The sequence below is a fragment of the Ditibartonella apis genome, from assembly GCF_001952075.1.
GTDB classification, from domain to species: domain Bacteria; phylum Pseudomonadota; class Alphaproteobacteria; order Rhizobiales; family Rhizobiaceae; genus Bartonella; species Bartonella apis.
Genome location: NZ_LXYU01000002.1, coordinates 514,428 through 537,018 on the forward strand (window position 1 = coordinate 514,428; position 22,591 = coordinate 537,018).

At 45.0% G+C, this 22,591-nt stretch carries 21 protein-coding genes; 8 read left to right on the plus strand and 13 right to left on the minus strand.

All coding sequences use genetic code 11. The features are described from left to right. Window positions 1–208: 208 nt before the first annotated feature. Window positions 209–664 carry a CAP domain-containing protein gene (locus tag PEB0122_RS06785; protein WP_158025422.1) on the plus strand — a complete coding sequence of 152 codons (456 nt, stop codon included), beginning with the start codon at window positions 209–211 and terminating at the stop codon, window positions 662–664. Between the two features lie 224 nt (window positions 665–888). Here the strand turns inward: PEB0122_RS06785 and PEB0122_RS06790 are convergent, their stop codons facing one another. Next, window positions 889–1,674, minus strand: coding sequence for a glycosyltransferase family 25 protein (locus PEB0122_RS06790; RefSeq protein WP_075870329.1), 786 nt, complete (start codon window positions 1,672–1,674; stop codon window positions 889–891). 55 nt (window positions 1,675–1,729) lie between these two features. On the opposite strand from PEB0122_RS06790, the gene PEB0122_RS06795 reads away from it, so the two are divergent. Both PEB0122_RS06795 and pdeM read left to right on the plus strand, forming a co-directional pair. Beyond that, entirely contained in the window at window positions 1,730–4,234 is a 2,505-nt protein-coding gene (locus tag PEB0122_RS06795; RefSeq protein WP_075870330.1) for a ligase-associated DNA damage response DEXH box helicase, read from the plus strand. A gap of 19 nt (window positions 4,235–4,253) precedes the next feature. Next, window positions 4,254–4,946, plus strand: coding sequence for a ligase-associated DNA damage response endonuclease PdeM (gene pdeM, locus PEB0122_RS06800; protein ID WP_075916340.1), 693 nt, complete (start codon window positions 4,254–4,256; stop codon window positions 4,944–4,946). 141 nt (window positions 4,947–5,087) lie between these two features. On the opposite strand, the gene PEB0122_RS06805 is transcribed toward pdeM, so the two are convergent. The 3 genes from PEB0122_RS06805 to PEB0122_RS06815 form a co-directional block, all read right to left on the minus strand. Then, entirely contained in the window at window positions 5,088–5,885 is a 798-nt protein-coding gene (locus PEB0122_RS06805; RefSeq protein ID WP_083650252.1) for a TIGR02186 family protein, read from the minus strand. A gap of 1 nt (window position 5,886) precedes the next feature. Further along, complete coding sequence (locus PEB0122_RS06810) at window positions 5,887–6,807, minus strand: sulfite exporter TauE/SafE family protein (protein ID WP_075870331.1); 921 nt, start codon at window positions 6,805–6,807, stop codon at window positions 5,887–5,889. 203 nt (window positions 6,808–7,010) lie between these two features. Further along, the gene (locus PEB0122_RS06815; RefSeq protein WP_075916207.1) at window positions 7,011–8,099 is read right to left on the minus strand and encodes a hypothetical protein; all 1,089 of its coding nucleotides are present in this window, start codon (window positions 8,097–8,099) and stop codon (window positions 7,011–7,013) included. Between the two features lie 355 nt (window positions 8,100–8,454). Between PEB0122_RS06815 and PEB0122_RS06820 the strand changes: the two genes are divergently transcribed. The 5 genes from PEB0122_RS06820 to PEB0122_RS06840 all read left to right on the plus strand — a co-directional run bounded on the left by PEB0122_RS06820 (window position 8,455) and on the right by PEB0122_RS06840 (window position 13,625). Then, a complete protein-coding gene (locus tag PEB0122_RS06820) occupies window positions 8,455–9,282 on the plus strand; it encodes an ABC transporter ATP-binding protein (RefSeq protein ID WP_075916346.1) in 828 nt (275 codons plus the stop codon). After that, window positions 9,279–10,070 carry an ABC transporter permease gene (locus PEB0122_RS06825; RefSeq protein ID WP_075870334.1) on the plus strand — a complete coding sequence of 264 codons (792 nt, stop codon included), beginning with the start codon at window positions 9,279–9,281 and terminating at the stop codon, window positions 10,068–10,070. Before PEB0122_RS06820 ends, PEB0122_RS06825 begins: the two co-directional genes overlap by 4 nt. 28 nt (window positions 10,071–10,098) lie before the next feature. Beyond that, on the plus strand, window positions 10,099–11,145 hold the full coding sequence (locus PEB0122_RS06830; RefSeq protein ID WP_075916344.1) for an ABC transporter substrate-binding protein: 1,047 nt from the start codon (window positions 10,099–10,101) through the stop codon (window positions 11,143–11,145). An 89-nt stretch (window positions 11,146–11,234) separates the two neighbouring features. After that, a complete protein-coding gene (locus PEB0122_RS06835; protein ID WP_075916209.1) occupies window positions 11,235–12,065 on the plus strand; it encodes an HTD2 family dehydratase in 831 nt (276 codons plus the stop codon). 579 nt (window positions 12,066–12,644) lie between these two features. After that, complete coding sequence (locus PEB0122_RS06840; protein ID WP_075916211.1) at window positions 12,645–13,625, plus strand: aldo/keto reductase; 981 nt, start codon at window positions 12,645–12,647, stop codon at window positions 13,623–13,625. A 377-nt stretch (window positions 13,626–14,002) separates the two neighbouring features. Here the strand turns inward: PEB0122_RS06840 and PEB0122_RS06845 are convergent, their stop codons facing one another. From PEB0122_RS06845 to PEB0122_RS06885, 9 genes are all read right to left on the minus strand, one after another. Next, window positions 14,003–15,274 (minus strand): CaiB/BaiF CoA transferase family protein, encoded by a 1,272-nt coding sequence (locus PEB0122_RS06845; RefSeq protein ID WP_083650254.1) that lies wholly within the window; start codon window positions 15,272–15,274, stop codon window positions 14,003–14,005. Beyond that, the gene (locus tag PEB0122_RS06850; protein WP_083639826.1) at window positions 15,252–16,115 is read right to left on the minus strand and encodes an IclR family transcriptional regulator; all 864 of its coding nucleotides are present in this window, start codon (window positions 16,113–16,115) and stop codon (window positions 15,252–15,254) included. Before PEB0122_RS06850 ends, PEB0122_RS06845 begins: the two co-directional genes overlap by 23 nt. Window positions 16,116–16,126: 11 nt before the next feature. Continuing rightward, window positions 16,127–16,879: an enoyl-CoA hydratase/isomerase family protein gene (locus PEB0122_RS06855; RefSeq protein WP_075870337.1), complete on the minus strand. Its 753-nt coding sequence runs from the start codon at window positions 16,877–16,879 to the stop codon at window positions 16,127–16,129. Further along, window positions 16,869–17,834 (minus strand): NAD(P)H-dependent flavin oxidoreductase, encoded by a 966-nt coding sequence (locus PEB0122_RS11645; protein ID WP_075913464.1) that lies wholly within the window; start codon window positions 17,832–17,834, stop codon window positions 16,869–16,871. The genes PEB0122_RS06855 and PEB0122_RS11645 overlap by 11 nt, the downstream gene beginning before the upstream one ends. A gap of 3 nt (window positions 17,835–17,837) precedes the next feature. Continuing rightward, window positions 17,838–18,539 (minus strand): ABC transporter ATP-binding protein, encoded by a 702-nt coding sequence (locus PEB0122_RS11650; protein WP_075870339.1) that lies wholly within the window; start codon window positions 18,537–18,539, stop codon window positions 17,838–17,840. Then, window positions 18,526–19,245, minus strand: coding sequence for an ABC transporter ATP-binding protein (locus tag PEB0122_RS06870; protein WP_075870340.1), 720 nt, complete (start codon window positions 19,243–19,245; stop codon window positions 18,526–18,528). The genes PEB0122_RS11650 and PEB0122_RS06870 overlap by 14 nt, the downstream gene beginning before the upstream one ends. Next, a complete protein-coding gene (locus PEB0122_RS06875) occupies window positions 19,238–20,200 on the minus strand; it encodes a branched-chain amino acid ABC transporter permease (protein WP_075916350.1) in 963 nt (320 codons plus the stop codon). The genes PEB0122_RS06870 and PEB0122_RS06875 overlap by 8 nt, the downstream gene beginning before the upstream one ends. Window positions 20,201–20,204: 4 nt before the next feature. After that, entirely contained in the window at window positions 20,205–21,080 is an 876-nt protein-coding gene (locus tag PEB0122_RS06880) for a branched-chain amino acid ABC transporter permease (protein ID WP_075870341.1), read from the minus strand. A 69-nt stretch (window positions 21,081–21,149) separates the two neighbouring features. Further along, window positions 21,150–22,319 (minus strand): ABC transporter substrate-binding protein, encoded by a 1,170-nt coding sequence (locus tag PEB0122_RS06885; protein WP_075916213.1) that lies wholly within the window; start codon window positions 22,317–22,319, stop codon window positions 21,150–21,152. Window positions 22,320–22,591: the final 272 nt, after the last annotated feature.

Sequence of the window (22,591 nt, forward strand, 5' to 3'; positions counted from 1 at the left end):
TCGCATTTCGGCGATACTAAAGATATAAAAGCCTGAAAAATTGATAGATTGCCCAAGAAATTCCATAAAAGCCTGATAGGAATTCCAGCCAGTTTATAATTTTCGGTGCATTAATGCGAGTGGTGTGGTGGCTGGCTATTGTTTTTGATAGTCACGAATTTTAAAAGACCCGTTGTTTTTTGAGCCTGTTGAATTGTTGGGTGATATCGTGCTGACACGTAGAAATTTTTTTGTCCTTTCCGGTGCTTTTATTGTTGGTACAGGCGGCATAATTCCAGCTTTTGCCGATAATGAAGACCCGACAAGCCTCATCAATGCATTGCGGGCTCAAAACAATCGTGGCCCTCTCGCACCTGACAGCCAGCTTGAAAAAATGGCTCAGGATCAGGCAAATCTTATGGCTGATGCCCAGAGAGTCGCCCACACAATCAGTTCCGGTAATGATTTTGTCACACGTTTGCGCAAATTCGGCATTCATGGTGCTGCTGGTGAAAACCTGTGTGCAGGGCGTTCCACCGTTTCTGCTGCCTATAATGTATGGATGAATTCACCCGGTCACAGAAGCAATATGCTTTACCCGAGCTTCCATTATTATGGACTGGCCAAGGCGACTTCACCTAAACGCCCCAACTATGTTTATTGGGCAATGGAATTCAAACGTTAAAGGCCGGATTTTTACGGAAAATTCTTCATTTAAAATAGTTTGATCGGGATAAAACGCTGTCGTTTTCAGTGGATGTTTTTGTTTGAAAAATTTCCTGATCGGGGGAGTAAAAACTTGTTGTATATGCGTTAAAGTCTGCCCTGTTTTCAAACGCTTAACTTTTAAAATGCGTGCTTTTTTAAATTCGACTGTCCTTATCATTACGCGCAAATTCGGGAAAAATCTCAAGGCCTATATTTTACACGTTTCCATTTTTCACGCGTAAACAAATTGATGTAGATGCCCCAAAGGCCGGTTTTCGCGCGTGAAAAAAACCGCTTCAGCTCACGCCTTAAAGTTTTTGATGCGCGTCGGCCTTGTTTATTGACTTTGTCTATTTGTGTACGGTCAACGGAAAGAGTGCTTTCCAAGCCTGCCTGCCGGACAATTGCCGGATCAAGTTGCCACATTTCAAAGTGTTCGAATACGTGACATTTCGGATTGAATAAAAAATGGTCAAAAGGAAATGTTATAATTTTCATCATTGCGCAAAGTTTTTTTGCTGCGGGTTTTGAAACGATATAACCGGCAGCCATAATATGACGGCTTTTGAGCCGCGCAACGCTAAAGCCGTTTTTCAAGTCCTTTTTCTCGCCGAGCCAAGCCTTTTTGCCATGGGTTTCAATCTTCACAATATCTGCACTTGCAGGAATCCAATCGTCATTATTCAAAAAGTCGGCGGCTTCTTGCGACAAAGTAACATCATCTTCAAAAATCGCAGCAAAATCATCATCTCCCGCCGCCACTTTTTCGAGCGCCGCTCTATGACTTAGGAAACAGGCGATTTCCCCGCGTGTAAGCGGGTCGGGCCAAAGCTGGTGCTTTCTGACATCGGCAATGAACTTTTCATCAAGATGAAGTCCGTCTATTGCAGCAACGCGCGTTAAACCAAGGTTCAACTTCCTGAATATTTTCTCAAGGCGGTCTAATCGGTCTGGTGAACGATCAAGATTGATCACATATAGCTTCATAATGATTCTTAACCGGTAACTTGGCGAATATAGTCGCACATATTAAATAGATTTTATGAACAACGATCAATGCAATTCGGTTCAGCAAGATGAACTTTCTCTTTTACCTGACCAGTTCAATAACTGGTTTCAGAAAAAGGGGTGGAATTTGCGCCCTCATCAAGCCGAACTTTTAAAACGCTCGAAAAGTGGACAATCAACTTTGCTTATTGCCCCGACGGGTGCTGGTAAAACTCTTGCCGGTTTTTTACCTTCTATGGTCGCTCTCTCAAGTACCAAACATCACCACCAGCTTCATACACTTTATATTTCGCCGCTTAAAGCCTTGGCTCAGGATATCGAACGCAATTTGAAAACGCCCGTTCAGGAAATGGGACTTGATATTGCAATTGAAACCAGAACCGGCGATACGCCCCAACACAAAAGACAAAGACAGAAATATATTCCACCTGATATATTGTTGACAACGCCCGAGCAAGTGTCACTGCTTCTATCCTCGCATGAAGCAGAAAAATTCTTTGGTTCTCTTGATACCGTCATTTTTGATGAACTTCATTCGCTTGTGACATCAAAACGGGGACAATTGCTTTCTCTTGCACTTGCCCGTTTAAGAACATTACGCCCTGAATTAAAAACAATCGGCCTTTCGGCCACTGTTTCCGATCCCGATTCCTTGCGGCGTTGGCTGGTAAGCCAGAAACAAAAATCGGCAATGGCAGGTCTTGTTACCGTCGAAGGCGGTGCAAAACCTGAAATCAGAATTTTACAAACCGAGGAACATATTCCCTGGGCGGGACACTCTGCCCGTTATGCGGTCAAAGACATTCTTGATCTCATCAAAGCGGCGCATACGACATTGATTTTTGTTAATACGCGTTCGCAAGCCGAAATGCTGTTCCAGGAATTATGGCGCATGAATGAAGACAGTTTACCTATTGCGCTTCACCATGGTTCACTTGATGTCGGTCAACGCCGCAAGGTGGAAGAAGCAATGGCCCTGAACAAGCTTCGCGCCGTTGTTGCCACTTCGACACTTGATCTTGGCATAGATTGGGGAGACATTGATCTGGTCATCCATGTCGGTGCACCCAAAGGTGCAAGCAGACTTGCCCAGCGCATCGGCCGCGCCAACCACCGCATGGATGAACCGAGTAAAGCAGTGCTTGTGCCTGCAAACTGCTTTGAAGTTCTCGAATGTCAGGCTGCACTTGACGCAAATTATATCGGCGCACAGGATAGCCCGCCATTAAGTGAAGGCGCTATCGACGTTCTTGCCCAACATATTCTCGGTATGGCGTGTGCAGGACCTTTCAATGTCGACGAGCTTTATCAGGAAGTCAAAACTGCAGAACCTTATTCGACACTCAAAAGAAAAATATTTGATGAAACATTGAACTTCGTTGCAACAGGTGGATATGCCCTTAAAGCTTACGAACAATATGCAAAAATAAGGCTCACGAAAGACGGCCGCTGGCGCGTTTCCAATCCTAGAATTGCCCAGCAATACCGGCTTAATATGGGAACCATTATCGAAGCTGCCGAACTCAATGTAAGGCTTGTCAAAGCCGGCAATGGCAGTGCAATGCGCGGTGGCCGAATGTTGGGACGCATCGAGGAGAGTTTTCTCGAAAGCTTGACAAAAGGTGATACATTCATTTTTGCGGGTCATGTTCTTTGTTTTGAAGGTATTCGTGAAAACGAATGTTATGTGAGCTTGTCGAAAAAACTCGAAGCCCGTGTTCCAAGCTATATGGGGGGGCGTTTTCCGCTTTCGACATATCTTGCCGACAGGTTGCGCAAAATGCTCGCAAATCCGAAAGAATGGCATGTTTTGCCCGAGCAGGTGCAAAAGTGGCTGAGCCAACAAAAAATCTCGTCCATTCTGCCTGATACCAATCAATTATTGATCGAAACATTCAATGAAAAAAATCGGTCTTTTCTGGTTGCCTATCCATTCGAGGGGCGCCTTGCCCATCAAACACTTGGAATGTTGTTGACACGAAGGCTCGAAAGGGCCGGTTTGAAGCCTGTCGGTTTTGTCGCCACCGATTATTCCATCGGTCTTTGGACACTTGACGACATTGGCGAGGCAATAAAAGCCGGAAGTTTATCGTTGAAAGACCTCTTTTCCGAAGACATGTTGGGCGATGATCTGGAGGCATGGCTTGATGAAAGCTTTCTGCTCAAACGGTCTTTCCGTAATTGCGCAATGATTGCCGGTTTGATTAACCGGCGTCATCCGGGGCAAGAAAAAACCGGAAGGCAAGTGACTGTCTCCACCGACCTTATTTTTGACGTTTTGAGAACGCATGAACCACATCATATTCTGCTTCAGGCAACAAGGCAGGAAGCGGCTCGAGGGCTTTTAGACATCAAGAGGCTGGGTGATATGTTGAAACGAATAAAAAATCATATTATCCATCGGCCGATTAAAAAGATGTCGCCGCTTGCGCTTCCGGTCATGCTTGAAATAGGAAAAGAAATGATTCCGGGAAGTGCAGAAGACAATATATTGATGGAAGCGGCAGAAGACTTGATCCATACAGTTCTTGAAAACTGAAACAGGCTTTTTGGTGGATATGACAATCGGACTTGATCGTTTTACAGTTAAGGTCAATGGTGCACGCATGACTTGTGATTGTAGTGGCGCAGCCTACTGGCACGCCGAAAAACTGCTGATTGTTGCCGATCTTCACCTTGAAAAATCATCATGTTTTGCCCGCCACGGCCAATTATTGCCTCCCTATGACAGTGAACGCACGCTTAAGCGTTTGAAAAATGTGGTCGGAAAATACCAACCACAAACAATTATCGCCTTGGGCGACAGCTTCCATGACAATCAGGCATCCACACAACTTTCTGAAAAAAACCGGCAATTGCTTGAAGACATCATTACTCATCGCGAGATGATCTGGATTGCCGGAAATCACGATGATGAAAAAACAGAATTTGCCGGCCAATGGACACATGAAATCCGGATAGGCTCGTTGTTATTCCGTCACGAACCACTTGCCGGAACACAGACAGGGGAAATTGCCGGTCACCTTCATCCCGCTCTTCGCATTTCCCGCCGGGGCATGTCGGTTAGACGATTTTGTTTTGCAAGCGACGGAAGGAGGATGATTTTGCCGGCATTCGGCGCCTATGCCGGTGGTTTGGATCTGACAAACAAAGCTTTTCGCGACATTTTTGATAAATCGGCGTTGATTGCTTGTCTATTAGGCAAGAACACTATTTACCCTATTCAAAAACAATCTTTCTTTTCGCAGTAATTTCTTCCGATGTATTACGATTGCTAGCCTTGAAACTATCACTTTTCCCGTTGTGAAATAGTCGTTAAATCCGGTCTTAAATAGAGTGTCGGGGTCACACTGCCTCCGTCAAAAAATAGCGATACCATCTTGATTGAACAATCAATCTTTACGGAAAATCAGCCGCCCGAGAATGCCGGTGAAAATTGCTACAAAGACCGCGACGAAGCCATAATAAACGGGGTTATCCTGCGCAAAACGGTAGATTGCATAAGCGGTGTGTGCTTTCACAATCTCGAGCTCTGTGGTGACTGTCTCGACAAACTCGCCATCGCGAAAAAGATAAGCATGAATTGTATGATGACCGACAGGGATATTGGCAGGCAATTTGAAATTCGCTGAAAAAAGCGAAGCCGAGCCGAACGTGACTGCGCCGATATTCTCGCTATAAAGATGTTGATGAAGCTTGAGCTTGATAAGCTCCTGACGAAATAGCTTTGCTTTTTCTTCATCGTCCGACTCTGCACGAAGTGGCAAATATTCAAGCCCCAACCCCAATCTTTTATAATTGACCGGGCTGGTTATATCCCTGATTTCGCGGGTGGTTGCCATTGCATAGGATTGTGGAACCGCGGTGAATGCCAATGCATCCGCGTTTACCCATACGCCGAGCTTACGCTTTTTCTCGCGCATTATCATTGGTCTTACAGGTCCTTCCATGACCACAATAATGTCATAGCGCCCTTGGCGTCTTAGTTGAGGATCGGCATTTTCGAGGACACCGGCAATATAGACGTTACGACCGGCAAAATTGGTATCAAGTGTAATGGCATTGGTCGTCACGATGATCTGGATATTTTCTTTAGGTCCCGCATTTTCAACGGGCGCATCAGCCTTGGCAAGGCCGGGTGCCAGAAAAAGTGTAAGATAAAACAAAAGTGCGGCATAAACTGTTTTCATTTCAACCGCCAATGAAGGTGAGAGAAAACAGATCGTCAGGACGAACAAAAAGTTCAAAAGCAAGACGGGCACAAACCAGTAAAACCAGAATGGCAAGCAGCATGCGCAATTGTTCGGCTTTGAGCTTACGGCCTATCCGCGTTCCATAGGTTGCGCCAATAACGCCGCCAACCATCAGCAAAAAAGCAAGCACAATATCAACCGACTGGTTTGTTATACTCTGTAGAACAGTTGTGAAGGCGGTAACAAAAGTAATCTGGAAAAGCGATGTACCGACAACAACATTGGTAGGCACGCGTAACATGTAAATGAGTGCGGGAACCATAATAAAACCGCCGCCTACCCCCATAACAGAAGAAAGCAAACCGATAACAAGTCCGATTCCAAGAACCGGAATAATGCTCACATAGATTTTTGACGCACGAAACCGCATTTTCAATGGTAAGCGTTGTGCCAGACTGTGGTGTCCCGGGCGACGGATAACAATAGCTTTGCCCCGTCTTGCATTGACAATAGCCCGCCAGCTTTCAATGGCCATAAGGCTGCCAACACCGCCTAGAAGGATAACGTAAAGTAAAGAAATGATGAGATCGAGCTGACCAAGCTTACGTAAATAACTGAATAGCCCGACACCAAGGCAAGACCCCAATATACCGCCGATGACAAGAAGAATGCCAAGCTTGATATCGAGTGTTCCGCGTTTGAAATGCGTAAGCGCACCGGTGACAGATGATGCAATAACCTGATTTGCACCTGTACCGACGGCAATAGCAGGTGGTACGTTATAAAAAATAAGAAGCGGCGTAATCAAAAATCCGCCGCCAACGCCAAACATTCCGGAAAGAAAACCGACAACCCCACCCATGCCGATAAGGATCAGCATATTGAGCGACATTTCTGCTATCGGTAAATAAATACTCACATCTCTCACCTAAAGGAAACAGCATCTATTGTTTCTTACCGGTACTGTTATCAATTTCCATCTTTCGCACATTATACCGGCAAGGTGACAACAGGTTCCCAAAAACTATATCACATAAGTCAAACACGGATTGCTACCCTTACAAGCAAAATAAAAACATGAGTACCTGACAATTCACGCCCGAAAGCTATCATGCACTCCACTCAACGAAGGAAAGAGAAGACAGATGCATGGTCTGATATATTAAAATGACCGCTTAAACCGTAGGCAAAAACCGCCATCAAAAAAAGTGCACTCACCCGTGTCAAAGTTCTTCCGGCTTTATCCCGATTTTGCAGCTTTGCGAATAAATTTGTTTTAATTCCTTTGTTGACCGCACGTGCACAACAAATCAGGCGCCCACTTGTTTCAGCGTCAAATTTTTGCATGCAACTTTTTGACTTGGTGTTACCCGTTTCCGGCATTTGAATTTGTACTTTATTTTCAAGTCCGGTTTTATCAGTGTCTGTCGGCGCGTTATTTATTTCGCCGGTCAACTCCGGCGTTTTTTTTTCAGCCAATATGCGAATAACAGACTTGTCGAAAACTTTTTGCGCATCTTTATGATTTTGTCCACTCGTCGGCGTGGGGATTTGCGTCGAGTTCAAGAGGGAGGCAAAATTTTCTTTCTCAACTTTTACGCTGTCTTCGGATGAACCTTTCGTAGGAGATTTATCATGGGCATCAAGAGTTGCCTGAAGATTTGTAATTTGCCGCTGGAGGGAAACAAGTTGCACCGAAAACCGTGAGGCTGCTACTGCTTCGCGCAATTGGCGCGAGATTTCCTGATTGGCTTTCTGGCTTTCAGCCGCTAAACTTTTTGTCTGCTCGGAAAGTTCCTGCTTCAACCGCGATTGCACTTCATCGGCAACCTCTTTCATCAATATTTGCCTATCGCTAGCCGCTGTTGTTTTCATTCCCTGTCCATTTTCGACGAGAAGTTGCTCAAGCCGCTGGAAATGATGAACTAGTTCGTTCTGTGCAGTCTTTCTTGCCTCATACTCTTTAAGCAAAGCGCGTGCTATATCATCAAGATAAGCTTTTACACCGTCATCTTTGTTTTGCGGGAAAGGCATAACATTTTCTGTTTCTCTTGTCGGTGCTTTTGTTTTCATTTGTTCATGAACCGACCGCAACCGTACGGCAATATCCGACAAAGTCAGTTGTTGTTGCTCATTTTTTTGTGGCTGAAATCGCGCAAAATTCTTGTCATCCGCTTCATTCGGAATAAGCGATAAACGGTTCATATTCATTGCACGGCCTTTACTCAAAACTCGATAAACGGGAGCATTACAGGCTTGAGAGCGCTAATAGTCGTCAAGCCCTTGTTAGTCATAGCCCAAGTTTGGTAAATTTAGCCTTAACTATAAAAACAATGGCAATATCCGATCAAAACCTTCGCTCTTCCATCGCAAAAATTTCTAACGGCTTTGATTGCTTTGGAAAATTTCCGCAACATTATTTCAAACCATGATAAAACAATCGTTATTTAATACTAAAAAGATATGTTTTTTATAATTTTTCTTTTATCCTGATAGACGATGTGGCGAACGAAAAATCGATTGAAATGCGATCTGCCGCATCACAATGAAATTATGGAATATAAGAATGCCTGAAGCAATAAAACAAGATAGATCCGGCGATGGAGCTCTGCCGCCAGCGGTCAAACTCAATGATGTAAGCGTGGTTTTTAACAATTTTACAGCTGTAAAAAAAGCTGATCTTGAAGTACCGGCAGGACAATTTCTAGCAATTGTCGGTCCGACGGGTTGCGGAAAATCGACTTTGCTCAATGTGGCAGCGGGTCTTTTGCCGCCTGCCAGTGGCACATGCGAGATATTCGGTCATCCTCTTTCAGGCATCAATCACGAAGCCGGTTACCTTTTCCAGTCTGATTCATTAATGCCCTGGAAAACGGCCGTAGACAATATTGCAATCGGTTTGGAAATCCGTGGCGTCAAAAGACAGGATGCATTAAACCAGTCGCGGGAATGGCTTGCCCGTGTCGGCCTCCAATCATTCGGCAATCGCTATCCGCACCAATTGTCGGGCGGGCAAAGAAAGCGCATCGGGCTTGCACAAGTTTTAATCCTTAATCCCAAGCTCATTTTAATGGATGAGCCGTTCGGACCACTTGACGCTCAAACACGGGTTCTGATGGGCGATCTCCTTTTGAAATTATGGTCGAGAGACCGCAAGGCCGTTATGTTTGTGACACATGATCTGGAAGAAGCAATTACACTTGCCGATCGCGTTATTATTATTTCGGCAGGGCCGGCTTCACATGTCAAAGGTGATTATCTCATCAATTTGCCGCGCCCGCGCAATTTGCAGGAAATCCGGCTTACAACCGAATTTGCGGAGATCCACAGGACATTATGGAATGATCTTAAAGAAGAGGTGCTCAAAGCCTATGAACAAGGAGATAAATCATGAAGCGTCTGAAGATTTTTCTGTTACAGCTTTCGGTTGCTATTATCTTCTTCTTTCTGTGGGAAATAGGAACGACTGTTCCGCTTTTTAACGGCAAACCGATTCTGCCGCCCTTCTTCTTTTCAACACCGATTGATATTTTTAAACGCATTGGTCTTGATTTCCAGAGCGGTAAAGTCTGGTACCATTTATGGATTACGCTGCTTGAAACAATTCTCGCTTTCGCTATTGGTGCAGGTGGCGGCATTTTATTGGGCTTCTGGTTTGCACAAAAGAAAATGTTGGCAGCGGTTTTTGACCCCTATATCAAAGCGGCAAATGCTTTGCCACGTGTCGTTCTTGCACCGATTTTCGCACTCTGGTTCGGCCTTGGTATATGGTCCAAAGTTGCACTCGGCTTTACACTTGTGTTTTTCGTTGTGTTTTTCAACGTTTACCAAGGGGTAAGAGAAGTCAATCCGACCATTCTCGCAAATGCCCGCATGATCGGCATGAACGAGCGGCAATTATTGCGCCATGTTTATCTCCCCTCTGCCATGACATGGGTGTTCTCGTCGCTTCATACATCTGTCGGATTTGCTATGGTGGGTGCGGTTGTCGGAGAATATCTCGGCGCATCTGCCGGCCTTGGCTATCTTATTTCGCAAGCAGAAGGTGTTTTCGACGTTACCGGCGTATTTTCCGGTATGTTAATTCTGACCATTTTTGTTATTCTGATTGATATTCTCGTCAGTATGATCGAAAAACGGCTTCTGATCTGGCGGGCAGACCCGCGTGGCAAACAATCTTGAGAAGAAAGCAATCTTGAGGAGAAAGCTTATGAAATTCAGTTCCCATTTCAGAAAATTCATCTTTCGATTGGGTCTAATATTCGCCGTTTTGTCCGTCACGCTCACGGGAAACGCTTTTGCCAATGACGAACCGGAAAAGAAAGACATCACTTTGAGCGTAGGCGGTGCACCGCTTTTCTATTATTTGCCTTTGGCTATTGCCTCGCAAAAAGGCTTTTTCAAAGAGGAAGGACTGGATGTCAAAGTGGTGGACTTGAAAGGTGGTTCACAATCGCTTCAAGCACTTCTGGGAGGGTCGGCGGACGTGACGACCGGCGCTTACGATCAGGTCATTCGTATGCATTCGAAAGGTCAGGATGTCCGTGCCGTGCTGGAGCTCGACCGTTATCCGGCAATTGTGCTTGCCGTCCGCGCCGATTTGAAAGACAAAGTCAAAAAGCCTGGTGATCTCAAAGGAATGAAAATCGGCGTTACAGCACCCGGTTCTTCAACAAACAATTTTCTCAATTATTTGCTCGATAAAGATGGCATCAAACCGGACGAAGTTTCAGTGATCGGAACCGGAGCCGGTGCAACAGCGATAGCAGCAATGAAACGCGGCGAAATTGATGCCATTGTCAATCTTGACCCTGTGATCTCGACCTTAATGCACGACAATTCGGTTTTCATTCTTGTCGACACAAGAACCGAAGCAGATATGGAAAAGATATTCGGAACACGCACAATGTCTTCCGGAGTTCTTTATACAAAAAAGGAATTTATCGACAACTATCCGAACACCGTCCAACATATCACCAACGCTTTCGTCAAAGCCTTGAAATGGTTACAAACAGCAACACCGGATGATGTCGCCAATGCTGTTCCGCCAGAATATATCGGTAATAATCGCGAAGTTTATCTGGAAGCGGTCAAAAATTCGCTTCCTTCCTATTCACATGACGGCTTGATTTCCAGAGGAAGTCAGGAAGCAACATTGAAACTTCTTTCCTATGACAAAACAATCGACGGAAGTAAAATCGATTTGTCGCAAACTTTCGATGATCGTTTTGTCAAAAAAGCACTTGAAAATCATTAATATTTTAAAGCCGGGTATGATTTATTATCCGGCTTGCTGTTGAATTGATTTTTAAATAAAAATATCGGGAAACTGGCGGAGGAGATAAATTGGCAAATTTTACCGATTGGGTAGGAAAAACAGAAACTATCGAGGATGTGCTTGATTATGTGCTGGTGGCGCGCATGGCCGCCACACTGGGAACAAAGCTGCCGGAAAGAACAGGTCCTCTGCCACATTTATGGCATTGGATGTATTTTCAGCCAACGCTTTCCTTTCATTCATTAGGCGAAGACGGGCACCCCTCACGAGGAGAATTCTTGCCTCCGGCAGAAAATCTCAATCGAATGTGGGCTGGCGGAAGGCTGAAATTTTTCCACCCTCTGATTATCGGAGAGCCTGCAAAACGTATATCGACTATTCGTGAGATTACCGAAAAGCAAGGCAGAAGCGGAAAACTTCTCTTTGTGACTGTTGAACATAAACATATTCAAAACAGTGAAACCGCGCTTCTTGAAGAGCAAGATATCGTTTATCGCGAACGGACAAAATTTGTGACTGCAAAATCGGATCCCTGCCCTCACGGTCAATGGTCAGAGACACATGAAGCCAATAGTGTCACTCTATTCCGTTATTCGGCAGTGACTTTCAATGCCCACCGCATCCATTATGATTATCCTTACGTCACCGATAAAGAAGGCTATCCTGGCTTGCTGGTACAAGGCCAATTATTGGCAACTTTAGCGCTTCAGGCATTCAAAAATGCCAATCCGGATGCGAGACTATCAAGCTTTTGCTTCCGCAGCCAAAGACCGATTTTTTGTCCGAATAAATTTATAACAGCAGGTCAAAAAACAAGCACGGGCAAAGCCGAACTTTGGGTGGGCAATGAAAACGGCATTGCACAATCAAGCAGCGTCGAATTCATGCTTGATCACTAAAATTCTTCTCCAAAATAACGCCTTTCAAGAGATCGGTTCTCTGAAGATTGCCAATTTTCCGGCCTCTTAAAGGCTATTTTTTAACTTCATACCTATTTTATGGTGTTGAACAAGTCTTATCATTTTCTTGCCCCTGATATCCATTGCTGCAAAGAATTTTAAAATTATCGGGTCGAGATTATCCGTTTATCGCATGGTCTTCGGTTACTCGACTTACCGTCAGATATATGAATAACATTCATAATAACATGCAGCTTTTCCTGTCTAAACAGCGCAATCAATTATGTTAAGTTCTTTAAGAACAGCCCATGGAATTTCATTGGCGAGGCTTGAATGTCATCTAGCTCGTTTCGGTTCAAAAACTCATTCGAGCACCCGATTAGATAGGCAAATTTGTCAAATGACAAAGCCGCTTTGCCAATCGATTTTTCCGTAAGGTTATAAAAGAAACGAGAACAAGCGTTCGGAAAACTACGTGAAAGTTTAAGGACCGGTTTCATCAGGAACTTTCCGGAAGTTAGCCCATCCAATCAATCACGCTCAATTTTCGCGCAATCTGTTCTTAAAGAGGAAAATAAAATGAAATATACCCATCTTGGTCGCACCGGTCTTAAAGCCAGTCGTTTGGCATTGGGGGCGATGAATTTCGGCTATCTGACAGATGAAAAAGAAGCATTCAATATTATGGATGCAGCCGTTGATAATGGCATCAATCTGTTTGACACGGCCGATATTTATGGAACGCGTCAATATCCTGAAATTCCGAAGGGCACCGGAATTTCGGAAGAATTTATCGGCAACTGGATCAAAAACAGCGGTAAACGTGACCGGATTGTTCTTGCTACCAAGCTCTATCAACCGATGGATTATGGCGTAAATGACAGGCACCTTTCCGCCTACCATATAAGGCGTGCTTGTGAAGCTAGTCTCAAACGGCTTAAAACCGATCATATCGACCTTTACCAAATGCACCATATCGACCGTGGAACTCCGTGGGATGAAATTTGGGAAGCAATGGAGGTTCTCATCACGCAAGGTAAGATTTCCTATGTCGGTTCGTCGAATTTTGCGGGCTGGCACATTGCAACAGCGCAAGGCAAGGCCGTTGAACGGCATATGCTCGGCCTTGTCAGTGAACAGGACATCTATAATCTGAGAAATCGCGCCATCGAAACCGAAGTCATTCCCGCCTGCCGCTATCATGGTCTGGGATTGATTTTGTGGAGTCCGCTTGACGGCGGATTACTTGCAGGAGCACTCGACAAATTCGAGAGTGGCCGTCGCGCCGATCTTGAAAATGTTGTTGCTGAACACCACGATCAACTCGTTGCCTATGAAACTTTATGCAAAGAATTGAATGAAAAACCGGCAGATGTTGCGCTTGCCTGGTGTCTCAATAATCCCGTTGTTAGCGCTCCGATTATCGGACCTAGAACAAAAGCCCAATTGGAAGCAAATTTGAAAGCTGTTGATATTTCTTTGTCAAAAGAAACACTGGATAAACTCGACAAAATCTGGCCAGGCCCGAAAGGCGAAGCGCCCGAAGCTTATGCATGGTAAAACGATGCAACTTAAAATAACGTTGAAACAACAATTATTTAGGGGGATACATCCGGCTCTCGGAATGTAAACCGGTCATTCCGCGATAACCAACGACCTCCGGCCAAATCTCTGTTTTTTAGAGGCGCATTTCGTTAATCGCTCCCATAAATTGCAGGAGGCACACTTTTTCGATAGCAAGAGGCACTCTTCGTCGATAGCGGAAGGAACACTTTGTCAAATCCAACAAAGCATTTGGTCGCACGTTGATTGATAAAGTGTTATGCTTCCCCATTACTATCCATTTTATGACTGTTGTATGAAGAGACACAAAAAGCACAGTATCTGATGATTGATGCTGTGCTTTTATTGCTAAAACACGTTTGAATTTCGTAATTTCAATCCGGATGATGGCGGCGCATGAAATCATCTACTTCTTCATCACCTAGACCGAGCACATCTGTTAATATCTCGATATTGTGTTCGCCAAGCATTGGCGGGCGACGTTGCAACGGCGAACGTTTACCATGAAAACGGTAAGGCGGGTTAAGGACTTTAGCCTTTCCCGCAATCGGGTGGTCAACCTCGCACACCATTTGATTTTCTTGTGCGCGTTTTGAAGTCATCGCCGCATAAAGCCCGTCCACTTCGCCACAGGGAATATCGACCTCGTTCATACGACGGATCAACTCGGCGCGCGGAAACTTTTTTACTTCCTCCTTGAAAATGGGGCCAATAATATCCCTGTTTTTTATTCTGTCCAGATTGGTCTTGAAACGCGGGTCTTCCATAATATCCGGCCGGTCAATGACTTTGGTGCAAAAAGCAGTAAACTGCCTGAAATTACCGACAGCTATAACAACCGGACCATCTGCGGCTTCATAAACGCCATAAGGCACAATAGCGGGGTGATTGTTACCCCATTTTTGAGGATCTTTTCCAATTGCTAGCGCTTCCAGACCGTAATAAGCCGTAAGCTGAACAGCTGTATTGTAAAGTGATATTTCAACATGGCTGCCAAGCCCTGTTCGATCCCGCTCATAAAGCGCGGCAAGGATGGCCTGCGCACTGTATAGTCCGGCAAACAAATCCACTACCGCGACACCGAATTTCAATGGTGACTGGCCGAGATCGCCATTCATTCCCATGAGCCCCGTTTCACCTTGTAAAACGATATCATAACCCAGACGGTCTTTTTCCGAACTATGGCGGTCATAGCCGGAAATCGAACAATAAATAAGCCTCGGGTTTATTTTGGACAATTGTTCATAACCGATACCGAGTTTTTCCGCTCCGCCATATTTGAAATTTTGAATAAATACATCGGCATCTTTCACAAGTTTCAATACAACATCAAGATCTTTCCGATTGGTGTAATCCAGACTTATAGATCGCTTATTGCGGTTCATAGAATAAAAATAGGTTGTATCGCGCTCGCCAATACGAACCCCCCAATCACGTGTATCATCGCCACGTTCGGGATGTTCTATTTTGATAACGTCCGCTCCCATATCTCCCAGACATTGCGCAGACAACGGCCCGGCAAGAACTCTTGAAGCATCAATCACTTTCAAACCTGCCAATGGTTCACCAGGTATTGCTTTCCTGTTTGCCCGCGTCCTACCTCCATCGCCCTTGGCCTTTTTCCTAGTGCTTATATTTCCTTTCATGATCTCCTCCTTCTATCGTCTGGCTGTTTTTCAACAGCTGAACGATTCCCAATAATTTCTCCCTCACCTCTCCAAGCAGTAAGTCTCTCCCAATCATTCCGGCGGGTCCTGCCACATTAATCGACATAACAGGTAGCCCCTCCCCCGGATTGAAGCCGGCAGCTATCGCATTGATATCCTGTTGCCAATCCTGAAAAGAGGTGCAACACCCCGTCATTTCATGTTCATGGATTGCTTTTTTAATTTCGTCATATATCTGCGGCCATTCAATTTCATCGCGTCGGCGAATATCATAAAAAATTGCTTCGCGATCACGTTCGGTGCTGGCAGCGAGCAATGCACGTCCCATTGCACTGTTGATAATGGAAATACGCGTTCCCAACTCGGTCGGCAAAACAGAACCCTTGGCCGGTGTACAATATTCGAGGTAAAGTGCGCTTCGGTGGTCGGCAATGCCAAGCCCGACCGATGCCCCGCTCATATCCGACAATTCCTGCATGTAAGGTTTGGCAATAGACCTTATAGTAAGGCTTGAAAGCATTGTCGTACCAAGCGTGATCACAGCCGCTCCCAACCGGTATTTCCCTTTACTTTCAACATAATAGAGATAGCCCAAGCGCATCAGTGTGTAGGTTAGTCGTGAAACGGTGGAACGCGGCAGATTACAGCGTTCGGAAATTTCGTTGTTAGAAAGCAAAATGTCTCCATGGCGAAAACAGGCGAGCACTTTCAGCCCGCGCCCGAGAGCTGTCACAAAATGGCGTTCGGTATTTCTGTCAACCTTGTTGCTGTCGGTCAACGGAATATCAATGGATGGAATAGATGTTCTTTTACGCGCCATTATGGTTCCTGCTATTTACCGAAAAAACCTTTGATAATTTTCTGGGTTTCTGCACTCGTTCGCAAGTTGTGAAATGTTTTTGCTTCTTCTTCAAGGACTGACACTATTTTTGCCTTATTTCGTTTTTTCAGCATTTTTTTGGTTGCCAATATGGATTGAAACGGCATTTTTGCAAGTTTTTCCGCTTTTTGAAGTGCATGAGGAACGGCATTATTGTCTTCAACAATTGCATTCAAAAGATGGAACTGTAAGGCATCCTGTGCACTGAAAAAATCTCCGAAAAACAGCAATTCGGCTGCCTTTTTGTAGCCTGCCGCAAGCGGGAGATAGAATGTCGATCCACCTTCCGGAGAGAGTCCCAAAGTTGCAAAGGGAAATCTGAAACGGGCGCTCGTTCCACTATAAGCAAGGTCGCAATGGTTAAGCATTGTGGCTCCTATCCCGACTGCATAACCTTCCACAGCCGCAATGATCGGTTTTTTCACGCCATGAAGTGTGAGCAGCAATTTCAAACCCGGAGAATGGCCTTCCCCATCAAGCAAACTCTCTCCAGTAAAATCATGAAGGTCATTGCCCGCGGTAAAAGAGTTACCTGCTCCGGAAAGCACAATGACCCTGACATTTTCATTCTCGTCGGCATTCCGGAGGGCATTAGTCAACAACCGATATGTTTCCCGATCAAGTGCATTATGTTTCTCGGGTCTGTTCATAATGATATGACAGACTTCAGGAATTGGTATTTCAACCAGTATTTTATCGGACATAGATTGCCCCCTTATTCTGCAGACGGTGAAAAGCGGCCCGATATTCCCTTTTCAATTTGGCAATAACTTCGGATGCAGGCAGTATCTCGTCGATATTACCGACGCCCTGCCCTGCACCCCAAATATTTTTCCAGGGTTTGACCCGCGTTGAACCGAAATTTGCTGACAGACCATTTTTCAAATCATCCGGATCAAGACCCGAACGAACGATACTCTCTCTCAGGTAATTGCCATTTACACCGGTGAAAAAAGGTGTGTAAACAATCCCGCTCGCATCCGATTGGATAATCATTTCTTTATATTCATCGACCGCATTTGCTTCCGGAGTTGCGATAAAACGGGTTCCGATATAAGCCGCATTGGCACCCATTGCCTGAGCTGCAAGAATATCATCGCCCCGTGATATTGCGCCTGAAAGAACAATTACGCCGTCGTAAAATCGGCGTATTTCACCGATCAAGGCAAAAGGACTGAGCGAGCCACCATGCCCGCCTGCGCCTGCGCAAACCGCGATAAGACCATCGACTCCTTCGTTCAATGCTTTTTTCGCGTGCCTTATACTGATGACATCATGAAGTACCACTCCACCGTAATTATGAACGGCTTCAACCACTTTTCCCGGCGCATGAAGGGAGGTGATAACCACCGGAACTTTATGGTCGACACAAACTCCAAGATCATGGTCAAGCCGGTCATTGGACGCGTGGACAATCAGATTGACCGCATAGGGAACCGCTTTTTTACATTTTCCCGTCGAGACGGCTTTTTGGATTCCCTCCTCAATTGTTGAAAGCATAAGGGGAAAATCTTCCTTTTGACGTGCATTGAGTGAAGGAATGGAGCCGATAATTCCATTACAGCATTCAGCGATAACCAATTGCGGATTGGAAACGATAAAGAGCGGCGAAGCGATTGCCGGAAGTGCGAGATGCTCAATGATATCCTGAAGTGACATGGTCTATTCCTGTGCCAGATAAAGTTCGTGTAATGCATGAAGATCGACATCGGCGGCCGGTTGTTTTAGCAAAATCTTGCCATCGCGCATGAGGTAGACCAAATCGGCAATGGCGACGGCCATACGGGTATTCTGTTCTACCAGAACAATTGTTACGCCATGTTCTTTCATGCGGCCGATAATATTGAAGACTTCTTTCACCATGACCGGTGAGAGCCCTAACGAAGGTTCATCGATCAGAAGAATTTCGGGATCCGACATCAATGCACGCGCCATTGCAAGCATTTGCGCTTCGCCGCCTGACAGTGATCCCGCTAACTGCAGACGGCGCTCCTTTAATTTGGGAAACAAAACATACATTTCTTCCGCTTTGGAAGAAAAAGTTGCACGGCAGCGTTTATCAAAAGCACCCAAAGCGAGATTTTCCTCGACTGTCATATCCGGAAAAATCATGCGGCCTTCCGGAACCATTGCAAGTTTGACACCGACAAAGTCCCAAGTCTTTTTTCCCGCAACGTTTTTGCCGTTTATTTCGACCGTTCCCTGGTATGGTAACAATCCGGTAATTGCCCGTAACAAAGTGGTTTTGCCCGCGCCATTCGGACCAACAATTGTCGTCAATTGCTTTTCGGGAAAATCAAGCGACACACCGCGCAATATCGTGATCGCGCCATAACCGGTATGCAAATCTTCAATCTTCAACATGACTTGCACCTGTGTAACTTTCTATGACTTTCGGGTTGGTGAAGACTTCACGTGGCGTCCCGTCGGCAATCAATTCGCCGAAATTCAATGCGATAACCCGCGAACAAAGCTTGGAAATTGTCTCTATGTCATGTTCGACAATAATAATTCCGATACCGAGCGCCGAATTGATCTGCTTCAACTTTTCCATAAACAGACGTTTTGCCTGACTCTCAAGGCCGGCCAGCACCTCGTCAAGCAGTAACAATTTCGGTCTCGTTGCAAGCGCTTTGGCAATTTCCAGCCGCTTGAGTTCTTGCATGGCAAGTTCGCTTGCCGCATCGCTATCGGCTTTATGGTGAATTTCCAACAATTCCAGAATATCATCAATTTTTTCGGGATTATTCTCGCGAGCTCCATAGGTTTGGGCAACAATCAGATTTTCCCGTACTGTGAGATGGTGCATGGGCTTCGGAATCTGGAAGGTGCGCCCTAATCCCAGACGGGCACGCTTATAAAGTGCCAATCGCGTTATATCGCTTTTGTCCATAATGACATGGCCGAATGTCGGGCGAACGAGTCCCGAAACCGCATTGAAGAGCGTTGTTTTACCAGCACCGTTCGGACCGATAAGCCCTAAAATTTCATGGCTGCCAACATTGAAAGACACATTGTTTACCGCAACAAGGCCGCCAAACCGGACTGTGATATTTTTGATCTCAAGCATGAGCTTTCCTGTTCCTGAAAAAGAGCGATAAAAGTCCATCAGGTGCGAGGAGAATAAGTAATGCCAGAATAATTCCCAGAATGATCTGGTGCCCGACCGAAGTATGGAAAACAATTGCAAAAAATTCTTTCGCAACAATCTGGTCGAACAGATAGATCACGACAGCACCGATAACCGGCCCCCACAATGTTCGTGCACCACCAAAAATAGCGGCAATGATCGGCAAAAGGCTCCAATTGGCAGAAAATGCATCATCCGGATTGAGTGAGCCGATGAGATGCGTATTAAAAGCGCCGATAAGTCCGGCAATGAAAGCCGATAATAAGAGAATTAGAAATTTGAGCCTGACAGCATTGACACCGACAACCAGACTTGCGTCCTCGCTCTCGGCTATCGCTTTCAATGCCAAACCGGTTTTAGACCGGAGAATGGCACCATAAATAAATGCAATAACCAGAATGATGACAAGCATCAGGAAATAGGAACTAAGGCGTTGTGAAAAATCGATATCCAGAACTTCCGGAAGCGGCGGGATGGAGCTTATGCCTGCAGGACCATTCGTCCACTGCGGCATTTCAACTGCCAGTCCATAGAAAATTTGCGCATAACCGAGAATAGCCAAAGCAAAATAGGACCCTGACAATCTTATAATCGGCAACATCAAAACGGCTGAAAGAGCAGCGATAATTGCCGCAAATGGAATAGCAATTAAAACCGGAACGCCACAACGCATGGTCACAATTGCACTCGCATAAGATGCTATTCCGAAAAATGCCGCATGACCAAAACTCGTCATACCACCAAGATTGGAAAGCATAGCCCATGACAAAGCAAGCCCCGCAATGACCAATGACGAGATAATTGTCATCAAATAATAATCATTCAGGAAGAATGGTAAAACACCTGCGATAATGATGAGCAAGACAAACAAAATAGAAGATTGAAGCTTTGCCATTTTTCTAACCTCTTCGCTGTGTTTTGCCGAAAAGACCATTCGGAAGGAAAATCAGTACAGCGAGGAAAAGCAGCATCGAAACCATATTGGCAAATGATGCATTGAAATAACTTTCGGTCATGGTCTGGGCCAGAGCCAGCAAAATCGAACCTATCAACACCCCCGGAATCGAACCGATGCCGGCAAGCACCGTGATAATGAAGGCTTTGATCGTTAGCATATGTCCAAGACCGGGGGTGATCGGCTGAAAAGTATAAAGTGCTATTCCGGCGACAGTCGCAAGCAAAGCACCAATAACAAATGAAACAAGTTCGGTACGAACGGGGTTGATACCCATCAGCTTGGCTGCATTACGGTTTGAAGTTACTGCGCGCACCGCCCTACCATACCAGCTGTTTTTGAGCCACAGCCACAAGACCAACATGAGAAGAATTGCAAGAACAAGCGCAATAAGCTGACTATAAGTGGCAAAAATATCAATTGCCAGAAGCGGTTCAACCGTTTCCTGCATCTCGGCGCTCATACGTGGCTCATTTCGCGCTATGATGAGAATTGCATTGGTAATAATAATGCCGAAGGAATAGGTGAATATCAGCGAATTCAGTTCGCGTTGTCTGGTTATCCGGTTGAGCAAAATAAAAATGAGACATGCAATGAGCCCGACCACTAAAAACGCTACGGGAATTGCAAGATAAGGGTTATACCCCCACTGGCTTTCAAACATGTAGCCGATATAGGCTGCCAATAGTACCAGTTCACCATGGGCAAGATTAATAATCTTCATCGCACCGAAAACAAGAGCAAGGCCTAAAGCAATCAATGCATAGACTGCTCCTATTGTAAGTGCTGTAAAAATTGCTGGTAGCAATAAATCCATCATAGAACTCTTAAGTTTTAGGGAAAAATTTTCATTCCGAATTGCATACGAAACAATGCGGTTTAACACCCTTCACCAAGGGCGAGCCGGCAACAGAAGCGGTTTTGTGGCTTTATCTGATGGTGCAACAATTGGCAGTTCTTTGCCTTGATGTTGGGACATACGCAGCGAAAAATGTATGTTCTCGCCGGTATCATCAAACTTGATTTTGCCAATCAGGCTGTCAACTTCCTCGGCACGTAATTCATCAGCAAGTTTTGTCCGGTCGAATGAACCCTTTTTGGCCAGGCGATCAATTGCGTCGAAAACAAGTTTTGCCTGAACATAACCGTAAACTGCCTGATAATCGACATCCTTGCCGTAAAGTTCTTTATAGGTTGCTTGGAAGGTTTTGCCTTCCTCGTCGTTGAATGCAGCCGGAAAGGAAATCAGAGCGCAGCCTATAACTTTCTCCATAAGATCGGGAAAATCTTCCTGCATTTTGACTGTTGCAACACTCCATGTTCCAACCATAGCCTTGACATCGGGCTTGATAAGTTTAGCCGCACGCAAAATTCCGATGTAATCATTTTCATAAACGATCATCAGGATGACATCCGGTTTGTCACGCAAACGCATCCTATTGACCAGCGGCTGGAAATTGGTGGTTGAAGCGTCAAAAGGATATTCAACAAATTCGATGTTTTGCTGTTTGAGATGGGCTCCTACCGATTTTGCAAGAAGACTGGGAGCATCGCTACGTGTGTTTACAAAAATCGCAACTTTCGCAGGTTTTAGCTCGTCAAGCATTCCATTGACTGCAACCGCATAACCGCCATTGTTATTGACGCGGAAAAATGTTTTCAATCCCCGTCTTGTCAGTTCTTCCGACACGGCACCGGCAGTCATATAAGTAACGCCATAACGATTGGACACTTCGGAGGCCGGCCCGATAATGCTTGAAGCATAACCGCCGATAATGGCAACATCGCCGCTACTCGCAAATTTTTCAACAGCAGTCACCGCTTTGGTCGCAGTACTTTCGTCATCCACAATATCGAATCTTACTTTCGTTTCGTTATTGAGGTTATGAAGATGTTCGGCAACCAACATACCTTCGCGATAGGCCTGCCCCGCCCGTGCAAAAGCTCCTGTTAATGGCAAATGAACACCAACGACATAGTCTTCAGCAAATGAAACAGCCGAAAAACCGAATATAATACTGGCCGATATAAATAGATATACAAATAAATTACGAAACATATATTTTCCTCCCGCTCTATGTTTCTATTTATCATTATTCGATAGGTATTTATATTTAAAATAAAACTATACTATTAATCGTATAATATTATATTTATTACTATTAAACACTATAATTTTTACGAAAAAAGATTATGCTATTCCTCCCGTATAATCTCCCAGTCTGTAACAATAACCAATTCAATAAAACCCGTCAATCTTTTTCTGCATAGTGGAATAATAAGATAAAAATGGACCTTTCCCAAATTTTTTGTTCGTTACAATGACAATGC